The following is a 13,937-nucleotide window of genomic DNA, read 5'->3' as shown; positions in this document are numbered from 1 at the left end:
TTGCATTCTTACCAAACGCGACTGACAACCGGCGGCGTTCCCACCCCCGGGAACGCGCCGAGGCCCGGCGTCCTTGGAGGGACGCCGGGCCTCGGCGGACGTGCCATGGGTGCGGGCGTGCGGCCTACAGACCCGCCGCCTTGCGCAGCGCGTCCACGCGGTCGGTGCGCTCCCAGGTGAAGTCGGGCAGCTCTCGGCCGAAATGGCCGTAGGCGGCGGTCTGGGAGTAGATCGGGCGGAGCAGGTCCAGGTCGCGGATGATGGCGGCCGGGCGGAGGTCGAACACCTCATCGATCGCCCGCTCGATCAGCTCGGTGTCGACCTTGGCGGTGCCGAAGGTCTCCACGAACAGACCGACCGGCTCGGCCTTGCCGATGGCGTACGCCACCTGGACCTCGCAGCGGGCGGCCAGGCCGGCCGCGACCACGTTCTTGGCGACCCAGCGCATCGCGTACGCCGCCGAGCGGTCCACCTTGGAGGGGTCCTTGCCGGAGAAGGCGCCGCCGCCGTGCCGGGCCATACCGCCGTAGGTGTCGATGATGATCTTGCGGCCGGTGAGGCCCGCGTCGCCCATCGGCCCGCCGATCTCGAAGCGGCCGGTGGGGTTGACCAGCAGACGGTACGTCTCGGTGTCCAGCTTGATGCCCTCGTCCAGCAGCGCCTTCAGCTCCGGCTCCACGACGAACTCGCGGATGTCCGGGGCGAGCAGCGAATCGAGGTCGATGTCGGAGGCGTGCTGGGAGGAGACGACCACGGTGTCGAGGCGGACCGCCTTGTCGCCGTCGTACTCGATGGTGACCTGGGTCTTGCCGTCCGGGCGCAGGTAGGGGATCGTGCCGTTCTTGCGCACGTCGGACAGGCGCTTGGACAGGCGGTGGGCGAGGAAGATCGGCAGCGGCATCAGCGTCGGCGTCTCGTCCGTCGCGTAGCCGAACATCAGACCCTGGTCCCCGGCGCCCTGCCGGTCCAGCTCGTCCGTTTCCCCACCTGCGGCGGCACCCTCGACCCGGCTCTCATACGCGGTGTCGACACCCTGCGCGATGTCCGGCGACTGGGACCCGATCGACACCGACACGCCGCAGGAGGCACCGTCGAAGCCCTTCTTCGAGGAGTCGTAGCCGATCTCCAGGATCTTCTCCCGCACCAGCTGCGGGATCGGCGCGTAAGCCTTGGTCGTGACCTCTCCGGCCACGTGCACCAGGCCGGTGGTGATCAGGGTCTCGACGGCGACGCGCGAGGTCGGGTCCTCGCGGAGCAGTGCGTCAAGGATGGTGTCGCTGATCTGGTCAGCGATCTTGTCGGGGTGACCCTCGGTCACGGACTCCGAGGTGAAGAGACGACGGGACACAACGCTCCCTGGGGTTGCAGCGGCTGCTGGCTGATCATTGATGGACGGCTGGGGCTGCACCTCACGCCGTCCGTGGAACAGTTTATCTGTCGCGCCTCGCCACGGGGCCCCCTGTCTCGCCTCTCGGGAGCTCCGTGGGCTGCGGCACGGGCATTCTGCCCATGCCGAGGCGGGTTGGCCAGAGGCGCCACGCCCCGGCGGGCGGCGTTTCCGGCCCGCACACAGGACGTTCCCGTTCAGCCCAGGCGTCCGGCCACCAGGTCCCAGACCGTGTCGGCCAGGGCTTCCTTGGGGCCGTGGGCCACGGGCGTCTCGCTGCCGTCGGCTCCCAGCACCACCGCCTCGTTCTCCTCCGAGCCGAACGTCTTGCGCTCGCCGACCTCATTGACCACGAGCAGATCGCAGCCCTTGCGCTTCAGCTTGGCGCGGCCGTTGGCGAGGACGTCGTCCGTCTCCGCGGCGAAGCCCACGATCACCTGTCCGGGACGGGCACGGTCGGCGGAGATCTCGGCGAGGACGTCCGGGTTGCGCACCAGGGTGACGGGCTCGGGTTCCTGGCCGTCCTTCTTCTTGATCTTGCCGGCCGCGTAGGCCGCGGGCCGGAAGTCGGCGACGGCGGCGGCCATGACCACCGCGTCGGCGTCGGCGGCGGCGCGCAGCACCTCCGCACGCAGCTCCACGGCGGTCCCGACGGGAACGACGTCGACCCCCGCGGGGTCGGGCAGGGACGCGTTGGCGGCGATCAGCGTGACGCGCGCGCCCCGCGCGGCGGCGGTACGGGCGAGGGCGTAGCCCTGCTTGCCGGAGGAGCGGTTGCCGAGGAAGCGGACCGGGTCGAGGGGCTCGCGGGTGCCGCCGGCGCTGACCACGACGTGCCGTCCCTCGAGGTCGGGCTCGGCCGCGCCCCGGGCCAGCACCCGGCGGCAGACCTCGAATATCTCGCCGGGGTCGGGCAGCCGGCCCTTGCCGGTGTCCACGCCGGTGAGCCGGCCGACCGCCGGTTCGATGACGACGGCACCGCGTCGGCGCAGGGTCGCCACGTTCTCCCGGGTGGCCGGGTGCTCCCACATCTCGGTGTGCATGGCGGGGGCGAAGACCACCGGGCATCGGGCGGTGAGCAGGGTGTTGGTGAGGAGGTCGTCGGCCAGGCCGTGCGCCGCCTTCGCCAGTATGTCCGCGGTGGCCGGGGCGACGACCACCAGGTCGGCGTGCTGCCCGATGCGGACGTGCGGCACCTCGTGGACGTCGTCCCAGACCTCGGTGGTGACCGGGTTCCCGGAGAGCGCGGACCAGGTGGCGGCGCCGACGAAGTGCAGTGCGGAGGCGGTGGGGACGACACGCACGTCGTGCCCCGACTCCGTCAGCCGCCTGAGCAGCTCACAGGCCTTGTAGGCGGCGATGCCGCCGGTGACGCCCAGAACGACCTTCGGCTTGTCCACGTCTCTCCGTCCCTCTCCGGTTGTCCGGCTCCCCGTGCGCGCCTCGGACGGGCGCACATCTCTCATGCTGCACCACCGCGGGGAACGGCCCCCACGCCCCCGACAAGACCACAGGCCCGGCAGCCGTGCTGCCGGGCCTGTGGAAAAGTCGGCTGAGAGTCGCTGATACGACGTTGCGACCGCAGTACCGAATGACCGTGCGACGGTGCGACTTACTGAGCGGGGCCTTCGACGGCCTCGGAGGTCAGCAGTCCCGCGTTGATCTCACGCAGGGCGATCGAGAGCGGCTTCTCGTGGACGTGGGTGTCGACGAGGGGACCGACGTACTCGAGGAGCCCTTCACCGAGCTGCGAGTAGTACGCGTTGATCTGGCGAGCCCGCTTGGCCGCGTAGATCACGAGGCTGTACTTCGAGTCCGTGGCCTCGAGAAGCTCGTCGATCGGCGGGTTGATGATGCCCTCGGGCGTGGAGATGGAAGAGGACACGCTCTACCTTCCGATGGATGGGAAAGATGGGTGCAGATGAGGTCTGCGTGATCGTGGGACGGCCGCTGGGGAAACGCTGACGATCACACGACGTTCATCAAGGCTAGCAGCTCGCGCGCCACGTCCTCGACGGAGGTGTTGACCAGGGTCGTGTCGAACTCCGGCTCGGCGGCCAGTTCGATCTTCGCGGCCTCCAGCCGACGCTCGACCACCTCGGGCGACTCGGTGCCCCTGCCCGTGAGCCGGCGCACCAGCTCCTCCCAGGAGGGCGGGGCCAGGAACACCAGCTGGGCCTCGGGCATGGACGTACGGACCTGCCGGGCGCCCTGGAGGTCGATCTCCAGGAGGACGGGCAGGCCCGACTCCAGGTGCTCCAGCACCGCCGCGCGGGGGGTGCCGTAGCGGTTGCCCGCGAACTCGGCCCACTCCAGCAGCTCGCCGTTGGCGATCAGCTTGTCCATCTCGTCGTCGGTGACGAAGAAGTAGTGGACCCCGTGCTGTTCCCCCGGGCGCGGCTTGCGGGTCGTCGCCGACACCGAGAGCCAGACCTCGGGGTGGGCCTTGCGCATATGGGCGACGACCGTGCTCTTGCCGACCCCCGAGGGGCCGGAGAGCACGGTCAGCCGCGGACGAGCGTCCGGGAGTACGGGGGTCGTCCCCCGGGGTGTTGCAGCCATACGGCGATTATTCCAGCAATCCCGGGATGCCCGGGACGCCGGTCCCGGGCCGCCCGGCACTCAGGAGCCGGTGCTGCCGAACTCGCGCTCCAGGGATGCGATCTGGTTGGAGCCGAGGCCACGCACCCGGCGGCTCTCCGAGATGCCCAGTCGCTCCATGATCTGCTTGGCGCGGACTTTGCCCACGCCCGGCAGGGACTCGAGCAGCGCGGAGACCTTCATCTTGCCGATGACGTCGTTCTCCTGGCCCTGCTTGATGACCTCGTGGAGGGAGGCACCGGAGTGCTTGAGTCGATTCTTGACCTCGGCCCGCTCCCGGCGAGCCGCGGCGGCCTTTTCGAGCGCGGCTGCGCGCTGTTCAGGGGTAAGGGGCGGAAGAGCCACGCCTACGTCACCTCGGATGTCGAACTGTCGGATACGGACCGGTGAGGAACCTGGTCGCCCCACACCTGGGAGCCACGGGCACCACACGCTTACCCGTTCACTCTCCGTCGGAGACTAGCGGCCAACTCCGTCAGAGTCAGCGAGAACAGCGGAAAAGTCCAGGTCAGCCTTGAGCGGAACAGGCATTTAGGGCTAATCGCCCCGGATTTGTCGCCGCATCCAGGCCTCGGCGGGCTCCTCCGTCCCTCGTCGGAGGCTCAGGCCGGTGTCACGGCCGCCCTGATCTCCTCCGCGAACCGCTCCGTGGCGTCACGCAGCGCGACCACATCGGCACCGTGGCGCAACACGCCCCGGCTCACGCTCGGCACGACGTTGCGCACCGCCTTCCCGAAGACCGCCGGGAGATCCGCCGCCGTGGCCCCCTGGGCTCCGATGCCGGGCGCGAGAAGCGGACCGTTGATGTCCAGGTCGTACGACGACAGGTCGCCGAGCGTCGCGCCGACCACCGCGCCGAAGGACCCCAGGGGCGCCTCCCCCGCGTTCTCGGCGGCCAGGTGGGCGAGCACGGTCGCCGCGACGCTGCGCCCGTCGGGACGCACCGCGTGCTGCACCTCACCGCCCTCCGGGTTGGAGGTCAGTGCCAGGACGAACAGTCCCGCGCCGTTCTCCCGGGCCGTCTCCACCGCCGGGCCCAGCGAGCCGTAGCCGAGGTAGGGGGAGACCGTCAGCGCGTCCGAGAACAGCGGGGAGCTCCGGTGCAGGAAGGACTCGGCGTAGGCCGCCATGGTCGAGCCGATGTCGCCGCGCTTGGCGTCCATGACCACCAGCGCGCCGGCCTCCCGCGCCTCGGCGACCGACCTCTCCAGTACCGCGATGCCGCGTGAGCCGAAGCGCTCGAAGAACGCGCTCTGCGGCTTGAGCACGGCGACCCGGTCCGCGACCGCCTCGACGACCGTGCGGCTGAACCGCTCCAGTCCGGCCACGTCGTCGTTCAGGCCCCATTCGGCGAGCAGGGAGGCGTGGGGGTCGATGCCGACGCACAGCGGGCCGCGCGCGTCCATGGCGCGGCGCAGGCGCACGCCGAAGGGGTCGAGTCCGCTCATGCCGTCTTCCTCACGTCGGCGCCCACCGCGTCGGCGAGCGTGCTGTACGGGCTGGTGCGCAGCCGCGCGGCGAGTCCCTTGTGGACGGCACGGCTCCAGAAAGGGCCCTCGTAGATGAGTGCGCTGTAGCCCTGGACCAGCGTGGCGCCGGCCAGGATGCGCTGCCAGGCGTCCTCGGCGTTCTCGATGCCGCCGACTCCGATCAGGGTGATCCGGTCCCCCACGCGCGCGTACAGGCGGCGCAGCACCTCCAGGGAGCGTGCCTTGAGCGGAGCACCGGACAGGCCCCCGGCCTCCGCGGCCAGGGCGGGCTCGGAGGCCAGGGAGAGCTCCGCGCGCGCGATGGTGGTGTTGGTGGCGATGATCCCGTCCAGGCCGAGTTCCACGGCGAGGTCGGCGACCGTGTCGATGTCCTCGTCGGCGAGATCGGGGGCGATCTTGACCAGCAGCGGCACCCGGCGGCCGGGGGCACTGCGGTCGGCGGCCTCGCGGACGGCGCTCAGCAGCGGGCGCAGCCGGTCCGCGGCCTGGAGGTCGCGCAGCCCCGGCGTGTTCGGGGAGGAGACGTTGACCACCAGGTAGTCGGCGTACGGTGCCAGCCGCTCGGCGGACTTCACGTAGTCCGCGACGGCCTCGTCCTCCGGTACCACCTTGGTCTTGCCGATGTTGACGCCCACCACGGTCCGGAAGACGGGTGTGCGGGAGGCCAGGCGGGCGGCGACGGCCAGCGAGCCCTCGTTGTTGAATCCCATGCGGTTGATCAGCGCCCGGTCCGGCACCAGCCGGAACAGCCGCTTCCCGGGGTTCCCGGGCTGCGGTTCCCCGGTCACCGTGCCGATCTCGACATGGTCGAAGCCGAGCATCGCCATCCCGTCGACGCCGACGGCGTTCTTGTCGAAGCCGGCGGCGAGTCCGAAGGGGCTGTGCAGACGCAGCCCGAACGCCTCGGTGCGCAGTTCCTTGATCCGGGGGGCGAGCACGGCGGCGACGAAGGTGCGCAGCACGGGGACGTCCGCGACGCGGCGGATCCAGCGGAAGGCCAGCCGGTGGGCCCGCTCCGGGTCCATGCGCTGGAAGATCAGACGGAAGAAGTACGTGTACATCGGGTGTCCTGTCCCAGGTGGTCCTCATGAAGAGGGGGACACCGTTGACGGTGTCCCCCTCCGGCGGCTCGGCCCTAGTCGCGGGCCGCTGTCAGATGGTGTGCGTGTTCCTGGAGCGAGCGGACGCCCACCTCGCCGCGGTTGAGGGCGTCGATGCCCTGGACCGCCGCGGCGAGCGCCTGGACCGTCGTCAGGCACGGCACGGACCGCGCCACCGCGGCCGTGCGGATGTCGTAGCCGTCGAGACGGCCGCCGGTGCCGTACGGCGTGTTGACGATGAGGTCGACCTCGCCGTCGTGGATCAGCTGGACGATGGTCTTCTCTCCGTTCGGACCGGTGCCCTCGGACTGCTTGCGCACCACGGTGGCGTTGATGCCGTTGCGCTTGAGGACCTCGGCGGTGCCGGAGGTGGCGAGCAGTTCGAAGCCGTGGGCGACCAGCTCACGCGCCGGGGAGATCATCAGGCGCTTGTCCCGGTTGGCGACCGAGATGAAGGCGCGGCCCCGGGTGGGCAGCGGCCCGTAGGCGCCGGCCTGCGACTTGGCGTAGGCCGTGCCGAAGACGGAGTCGATGCCCATGACCTCGCCGGTGGAGCGCATCTCCGGGCCGAGGACCGTGTCGACGCCGCGGCCGTGGATGTCGCGGAAGCGCGACCACGGCAGGACGGCCTCCTTGACGGAGATCGGCGCGTCCAGGGGCAGCGTGCCGCCGTCCCCCTGGGCGGGGAGCAGGCCCTCCGCGCGGAGTTCGGCGACGGTCGCGCCGAGGGAGATCCGGGCTGCCGCCTTGGCCAGCGGCACCGCGGTCGCCTTCGAGGTGAAGGGGACGGTGCGGGAGGCGCGCGGGTTGGCCTCCAGGACGTAGAGGATGTCGCCGGACAGCGCGAACTGGATGTTGATCAAACCGCGCACCCCGACCCCGCGTGCGATGCCCTCGGTGGAGGCGCGCAGCCGCTTGATGTCGAAGCCGCCGAGCGTGATCGGGGGCAGGGCGCACGCCGAGTCGCCGGAGTGGATGCCGGCCTCCTCGATGTGCTCCATGACACCGCCGAGGTAGAGCTCCTCACCGTCGTACAGCGCGTCGACGTCGATCTCGACCGCGTCGTCGAGGAACCGGTCGACCAGCACCGGCCGGGAGGGACTGATCTCGGTCGACTCGGCGATGTACGACTCCAGCCGGTTCTCGTCGTAGACGATCTCCATGCCGCGCCCGCCGAGCACGTAGGACGGGCGCACGAGGACCGGATAGCCGATCTCGTCGGCGATGGCCTTGGCCTCGGCGAAGGTGGTGGCGGTGCCGTGCTTGGGGGCCGGCAGGCCGGCCTCCGCCAGGACGCGGCCGAAGGCCCCCCGGTCCTCGGCGGCGTGGATGGCCTCGGGGGGCGTGCCGACGATCGGCACACCGTTGTCCTTCAGCGCCTGGGCCAGGCCCAGCGGGGTCTGGCCGCCGAGCTGGACGATCACACCCGCGATCGGTCCGGCCTGCTGCTCCGCGTGGACGATCTCCAGGACGTCCTCCAGGGTGAGCGGCTCGAAGTAGAGCCGGTCGGAGGTGTCGTAGTCGGTGGAGACCGTCTCCGGGTTGCAGTTGACCATCACGGTCTCGTACCCGGCGTCGCTCAGCGCGAAGGAGGCGTGGACGCAGGAGTAGTCGAACTCGATGCCCTGGCCGATGCGGTTCGGTCCGGAGCCCAGGATGATCACCGCGGGCTTCTCGCGCGGGGCGACCTCGGTCTCCTCGTCGTAGGAGGAGTAGAAGTACGGCGTGTCCGCGGCGAACTCGGCGGCGCAGGTGTCGACCGTCTTGTAGACCGGGCGGATGCCCAGTGCGTGCCGGACCTCGCGGACGACGTCCGCGCGCAGGCCGCGGATCTCGCTGATCTGCTCGTCGGAGAAGCCGTGCCGCTTGGCCTCGGCGAGCAGGTCCCGGGTCAGCTCGGGCGCCTCGGCGATCTCGTCGGCGATCTCCTTGAGGAGGAAGAGCTGGTCGACGAACCAGGGATCGATCTTGGTGGCGTCGAAGACCTCCTGGGGGGTGGCTCCCGCACGGATGGCCTGCATGACCGCGTTGATGCGTCCGTCGGTCGGGCGGATCGCCTCGTCGAGGCGGAGCGCCTTGTCCCCGGGGTCGCCCACGAAGGTGAACCGGCTGCCCTTCTTCTCCAGCGAACGCAGCGCCTTCTGCAGGGCCTCGGTGAAGTTGCGGCCGATCGCCATGGCCTCGCCGACCGACTTCATGGTGGTGGTGAGGGTGGAGTCGGCACTCGGGAACTTCTCGAAGGCGAACCGCGGGGCCTTGACGACGACGTAGTCGAGGGCCGGCTCGAAGGAGGCCGGGGTCTCCTTCGTGATGTCGTTGGGGATCTCGTCGAGGGTGTAGCCCACGGCGAGCTTCGCGGCGATCTTGGCGATCGGGAATCCGGTGGCCTTGGAGGCCAGTGCCGAGGAGCGCGACACGCGCGGGTTCATCTCGATGACGATGACGCGCCCGTCCTCGGGGTTCACCGCGAACTGGATGTTGCAGCCCCCGGTGTCGACGCCGACCTCGCGGATGACGGCGATGCCGATGTCCCGCAGGGTCTGGTACTCGCGGTCGGTCAGCGTCATCGCGGGCGCGACGGTGATCGAGTCGCCGGTGTGCACGCCCATGGGGTCGAAGTTCTCGATGGAGCAGACGACCACGACGTTGTCGTGCTTGTCGCGCATCAGCTCCAGCTCGTACTCCTTCCAGCCGAGGATGGACTCCTCCAGGAGCACCTCGGTGGTCGGCGACAGGGTCAGGCCCTGTCCGGCGATGCGGCGCAGCTCGTCCTCGTCGTGGGCGAAGCCGGAACCGGCGCCGCCCATGGTGAAGGACGGGCGGACGACGACGGGGTAGCCGCCGAGCTCCTCGACGCCCTTGAGGACGTCGTCCATGGAGTGGCAGATGTAGGACCGGGCGGACTCGCCGTGTCCGATCTTCTTGCGGACCTCCTCCACGACCTCCTTGAACAGGTCGCGGTCCTCGCCCTTGTGGATGGCCTCCACGTTGGCGCCGATCAGCTCGACGCCGTACTTCTCCAGGACGCCGTTCTCGTGCAGGGAGATCGCGGTGTTCAGGGCCGTCTGGCCGCCCAGGGTGGGCAGCAGGGCGTCCGGCTGCTCCTTGGCGATGATCTTCTCGACGAACTCCGGGGTGATCGGTTCGACGTAGGTGGCGTCGGCGATCTCCGGGTCGGTCATGATCGTCGCCGGGTTGGAGTTGACCAGGATGACGCGCAGGCCCTCGGCCTTCAGCACCCGGCACGCCTGGGTGCCGGAGTAGTCGAACTCGGCGGCCTGGCCGATGACGATCGGGCCGGAGCCGATGACCAGGACGGACTGGATATCGGTGCGCTTAGGCACGCTGGCCCTCCATCAGGGATACGAAGCGGTCGAACAGGTAGGCGGCGTCGTGCGGGCCCGCTGCCGCTTCCGGGTGGTACTGGACGCTGAAGGCCGGCCGGTCGAGCAGGCGGAGTCCCTCCACCACGTTGTCGTTGAGGCAGACGTGGGACACCTCCACCCGTCCGAACGGGGTCTCGGAGACCTTGTCGAGCGGGGCGTCGACGGCGAAGCCGTGGTTGTGCGAGGTGACCTCGACCTTGCCGGTCGCACGGTCCTGCACCGGCTGGTTGATGCCTCGGTGGCCGTACTTCAGCTTGTAGGTGCCGAAGCCGAGGGCGCGGCCGAGGATCTGGTTGCCGAAGCAGATCCCGAAGAGCGGGGTGCCGCGCTCCAGGACGCCCCTCATCACGGAGACGGGGTGGTCGGCGGTGGCGGGGTCGCCGGGGCCGTTGGAGAAGAACACCCCGTCGGGGTTGACGGCGTAGACGTCGTCGAGGGTGGCGTTCGCGGGCAGGACGTGCACCTCGATGCCGCGCTGTGTCATGCGCTGGGCGGTCATGCCCTTGATGCCGAGGTCGATCGCGGCGACGGTGAACTTCGCTGCACCGACCGGGACGGCCTCGCCGTCGGGGCCGACGGCGGGGACGACGTACGGCTCGGTGGTGGCGACCTCGGCGGCGAGGTCGGCGCCCTTCATCTCGGGGGCTTCCCGCACGTCGGCCAGCAGCGCGGCGTCGTCCCGTACGGCGTCGCCACTGAAGATGCCGACGCGCATGGCGCCCCGTTCCCGCAGGTGCCGGGTCAGCGCGCGGGTGTCGATGCCGCTGATGCCGACGACGCCCTGGGCGGCGAGCTCCTCGTCCAGGGCACGGCGGGAGCGCCAGTTGGACGGCACGCGCGCGGGGTCGCGCACGACGTAGCCGGCGACCCAGATCCGCTGGGACTCGGGGTCGTCGTCGTTGACTCCGGTGTTGCCGACGTGCGGCGTGGTCATCACGACGACCTGGCGGTGGTAGGACGGGTCGGTGAGGGTCTCCTGGTAGCCGGTCATCCCGGTGGAGAACACCGCTTCGCCGAAGGTCTCCCCCACCGCCCCGTAGGCACGGCCGCGGAAGACCCGGCCGTCCTCCAGGACGAGTACGGCGGGAAGCACCTTCTTGCGAGAGGTGGTTCCCCGGGTGGAGGTTGTCATCGTTCGGCGCCTTCCGTCGTGACGTTCGTCTTGCTCATGGAGTTGATGGCCGGGACCCACTCGTTGTGGTCGGCCGCGTGGTCGAAGCGGAAGCCGGAGTCGATCAGCCGCTCGCCGTGTGCCCAGGTGACGACGAGCAGGCCGCCCTCGGTGAGCACTTTGCCGGCGATGCCCTTGTCGAGCCGGGCCCCGCGCAGCGCGTCGGCCGGGACGAAGAAGTCGCCGGCTCCGGGGCGTACGACGTCCAGGCCCGCGTCGGTGAGGGTGAGCTCCACCCGGCTGCGGGTGCCCAGGCCGTGCGCCACGATGCGGTCGAGCCACTGACCGGCGGTGGTGGAGCCGTGGTAGCGGCCGCTCGCGCTCAGTTTCGCCGGGCCGGGGTCGTCCGGGGTCGTGGGCAGCCCGGGGAGGTCGCCCTGGAGGGTGCCGCGCCACTTCCAGCCCTCGCGCATCAGCCAGTAGACGAGCACGACGAAGAGCGCGAGTCCGACGACCCAGCCGATCCTGGCCGCCCAGTCGGTCACTTCCGCCGATCGTTTCTCGGCGGCCAGCAGGATTACAGGTGTCACGTGAGCTTCCCGTCGACGAGCGTGGCCGTGCCCCGGAGCCAGGTGTGCGTGACACGGCCCGGCAGCTCGCGGCCCTCGTACGGGGTGTTGCGGCTGCGCGAGGCGAAGCCCGCGGGGTCCACGGAACCACGGTATGCCGTGTCGACGAGGGTGAGGTTGGCGGGCTCACCCACCGAGACGGGACGGCCGTGACCCTCGGCCCGTCCGATGCGCGCGGGGGCGAAGGACATCCGGTCGGCCACGCCGGCCCAGTCCAGCAGGCCCGTGTCGACCATCGTCTCCTGGACCACCGACACCGCGGTCTCCAGGCCGACCATGCCCATGGCCGCGGCCGCCCACTCGCAGTCCTTGTCCTCGTGCGGGTGCGGGGCGTGGTCGGTGGCGACGATGTCGATCGTGCCGTCGGCGAGCGCCTCGCGCAGCGCCAGGACGTCCCGCTCGGTGCGCAGCGGCGGGTTGACCTTGTAGACCGGGTTGTAGGTGCGCACCAGTTCGTCGGTGAGGAGCAGGTGGTGCGGGGTGACCTCGGCGGTGACGCGGATGCCGCGGGCCTTGGCCCAGCGCACGATCTCGACGCTGCCCGCCGTCGACAGGTGGCAGATGTGGACGCGGGAACCGACGTGCTCGGCGAGCAGGACGTCCCGGGCGATGATCGCCTCCTCGGCGACGGCCGGCCAGCCGCCCAGACCCAGCTCGGCGGAGACGACGCCCTCGTTCATCTGGGCGCCCTCGGTCAGCCGGGGTTCCTGCGCGTGCTGGGCGACGACGCCGTCGAAGGCCTTCACGTACTCCAGTGCGCGCCGCATGATCACGGCGTCGTGGACGCACTTGCCGTCGTCGGAGAAGACGGTGACACCGGCCGCGGACTCGTGCATGGCGCCCAGTTCGGCGAGCGTGCCGCCCTCCAGGCCGACGGTGACGGCGCCGATGGGCCGTACGTCGCAGTAGCCGTGCTCCTTGCCGAGCCGCCAGACCTGCTCGACGACGCCGGCGGTGTCGGCGACCGGGAAGGTGTTGGCCATGGCGAACACGGCGGTGTAGCCGCCGCTCGCCGCCGCGCGGGTGCCGGTCAGCACGGTCTCGGAGTCCTCGCGGCCCGGCTCGCGCAGATGGGTGTGCAGGTCGACCAGGCCGGGCAGCAGCACCTTGCCGGCAGCCTCGACGACCTCGGCGCCCTCGACGGTCCCGGCGCTCAGCCCGGTGCCGACGGCCGCGACGGTCCCGCCGTCGATCAGCACGTCCTGCGGGTCGCCGCCGAGCACCTTCGCACCGCGGATCAGGGTCTTGCTCATGGTGTTACTTCTCCTCCGTGGTGCGGGTGAGGGCGGGTTCGTTGCCCCCGAGCAGCAGGTACAGGACGGCCATCCGGATGGAGACCCCGTTGGTGACCTGCTCGACGACGGTGCAGCGGCCGGAGTCGGCCACCTCGGCGGTGATCTCCATCCCGCGGACCATGGGGCCGGGGTGCATCACGATCGCGTGCTCGGGCATCCGCCGCATGCGCTCGCCGTCGAGGCCGTAGCGCCGTGAGTACTCGCGCTCGGTCGGGAAGAACGCGGCCTTCATGCGCTCGCGCTGCACGCGCAGCATCATCACGGCGTCGGACTTGGGCAGGGTGCGGTCGAGGTCGTAGGAGACCTCGCAGGGCCAGGACTCGATGCCGACCGGCAGCAGGGTCGGCGGGGCGACGAGGGTGACCTCGGCCCCGAGGGTGTGCAGCAGGTCGACGTTGGAGCGGGCGACCCGGCTGTGCAGGACGTCGCCGACGATCGTGATGCGCCGGCCGGCGAGGTCCCGGCCGATGCCGGCGTCCGGGCCGACGAGCCGGCGCCGCATGGTGAAGGCGTCGAGCAGGGCCTGGGTGGGGTGCTGGTGCGTGCCGTCACCGGCGTTGATGACGTGCGCGTCGATCCAGCCGGAGGTGGCCAGCCGGTACGGGGCCCCCGAGGCGCCGTGCCGGATGACGACGGCGTCGACCCCCATGGCTTCCAAGGTCTGTGCGGTGTCCTTGAGGGACTCCCCCTTGGAGACGCTGGAGCCCTTGGCGGTGAAGTTGATGACGTCCGCGGAGAGCCGCTTCTCGGCGGCCTCGAAGGAGATCCGGGTCCGGGTGGAGTCCTCGAAGAAGAGGTTGACGACGGTCCGGCCGCGCAGGGTCGGCAGTTTTTTGATCGGCCGGTCGGCGACCCGGGCCATCTCCTCGGCGGTGTCGAGGATCAGGACGGCGTCGTCACGGGTGAGGTCGGCGGCCGAGATGAGATGACGGTGCATC

The 13,937-nt window shown here is 70.7% G+C and carries 12 protein-coding genes; all 12 read right to left on the bottom strand.

Going from position 1 to position 13,937, the window contains the following annotated elements; all coding sequences use genetic code 11:
• Nucleotides 1–124: 124 nt before the first annotated feature.
• The 12 genes from metK to AB0I73_RS21920 all read right to left on the bottom strand — a co-directional run bounded on the left by metK (nt 125) and on the right by AB0I73_RS21920 (nt 13,936).
• Nucleotides 125–1,348: a methionine adenosyltransferase gene (gene metK, locus AB0I73_RS21975; RefSeq protein ID WP_363039795.1), complete on the bottom strand. Its 1,224-nt coding sequence runs from the start codon at nt 1,346–1,348 to the stop codon at nt 125–127.
• Nucleotides 1,349–1,584: 236 nt separating this feature from the next.
• A complete protein-coding gene (gene coaBC, locus AB0I73_RS21970; protein WP_363039793.1) occupies nt 1,585–2,787 on the bottom strand; it encodes a bifunctional phosphopantothenoylcysteine decarboxylase/phosphopantothenate--cysteine ligase CoaBC in 1,203 nt (400 codons plus the stop codon).
• 212 nt (nt 2,788–2,999) lie between these two features.
• Entirely contained in the window at nt 3,000–3,272 is a 273-nt protein-coding gene (rpoZ, locus tag AB0I73_RS21965; protein WP_006382157.1) for a DNA-directed RNA polymerase subunit omega, read from the bottom strand.
• A gap of 83 nt (nt 3,273–3,355) precedes the next feature.
• Nucleotides 3,356–3,949 carry a guanylate kinase gene (gene gmk, locus AB0I73_RS21960; RefSeq protein ID WP_363039791.1) on the bottom strand — a complete coding sequence of 198 codons (594 nt, stop codon included), beginning with the start codon at nt 3,947–3,949 and terminating at the stop codon, nt 3,356–3,358.
• Between the two features lie 60 nt (nt 3,950–4,009).
• Nucleotides 4,010–4,333, bottom strand: coding sequence for an integration host factor (locus AB0I73_RS21955; RefSeq protein WP_003977346.1), 324 nt, complete (start codon nt 4,331–4,333; stop codon nt 4,010–4,012).
• Nucleotides 4,334–4,590: 257 nt separating this feature from the next.
• Nucleotides 4,591–5,436, bottom strand: a complete 846-nt coding sequence (pyrF, locus tag AB0I73_RS21950; RefSeq protein ID WP_363039790.1) for an orotidine-5'-phosphate decarboxylase — start codon at nt 5,434–5,436, stop codon at nt 4,591–4,593.
• Entirely contained in the window at nt 5,433–6,539 is a 1,107-nt protein-coding gene (locus AB0I73_RS21945) for a quinone-dependent dihydroorotate dehydrogenase (RefSeq protein ID WP_363039788.1), read from the bottom strand. The genes pyrF and AB0I73_RS21945 overlap by 4 nt, the downstream gene beginning before the upstream one ends.
• Nucleotides 6,540–6,613: 74 nt before the next feature.
• Complete coding sequence (carB, locus tag AB0I73_RS21940) at nt 6,614–9,922, bottom strand: carbamoyl-phosphate synthase large subunit (RefSeq protein ID WP_363039786.1); 3,309 nt, start codon at nt 9,920–9,922, stop codon at nt 6,614–6,616.
• Nucleotides 9,915–11,096, bottom strand: coding sequence for a glutamine-hydrolyzing carbamoyl-phosphate synthase small subunit (gene carA, locus AB0I73_RS21935; protein WP_363039784.1), 1,182 nt, complete (start codon nt 11,094–11,096; stop codon nt 9,915–9,917). The genes carB and carA overlap by 8 nt, the downstream gene beginning before the upstream one ends.
• Nucleotides 11,093–11,665: a hypothetical protein gene (locus AB0I73_RS21930; protein ID WP_363039782.1), complete on the bottom strand. Its 573-nt coding sequence runs from the start codon at nt 11,663–11,665 to the stop codon at nt 11,093–11,095. Before AB0I73_RS21930 ends, carA begins: the two co-directional genes overlap by 4 nt.
• The gene (locus AB0I73_RS21925) at nt 11,662–12,957 is read right to left on the bottom strand and encodes a dihydroorotase (protein ID WP_363039780.1); all 1,296 of its coding nucleotides are present in this window, start codon (nt 12,955–12,957) and stop codon (nt 11,662–11,664) included. The genes AB0I73_RS21930 and AB0I73_RS21925 overlap by 4 nt, the downstream gene beginning before the upstream one ends.
• Before the next feature lie 4 nt (nt 12,958–12,961).
• Entirely contained in the window at nt 12,962–13,936 is a 975-nt protein-coding gene (locus AB0I73_RS21920) for an aspartate carbamoyltransferase catalytic subunit (RefSeq protein ID WP_109379454.1), read from the bottom strand.
• Between the last annotated feature and the right edge of the window lies 1 nt (nt 13,937).

It is taken from the genome of Streptomyces sp. NPDC050388, assembly GCF_040655635.1.
GTDB lineage: Bacteria > Actinomycetota > Actinomycetes > Streptomycetales > Streptomycetaceae > Streptomyces.
Note: the sequence above shows the minus strand (reverse complement) of the source record. Positions and strands in the feature narration are given on the sequence as shown.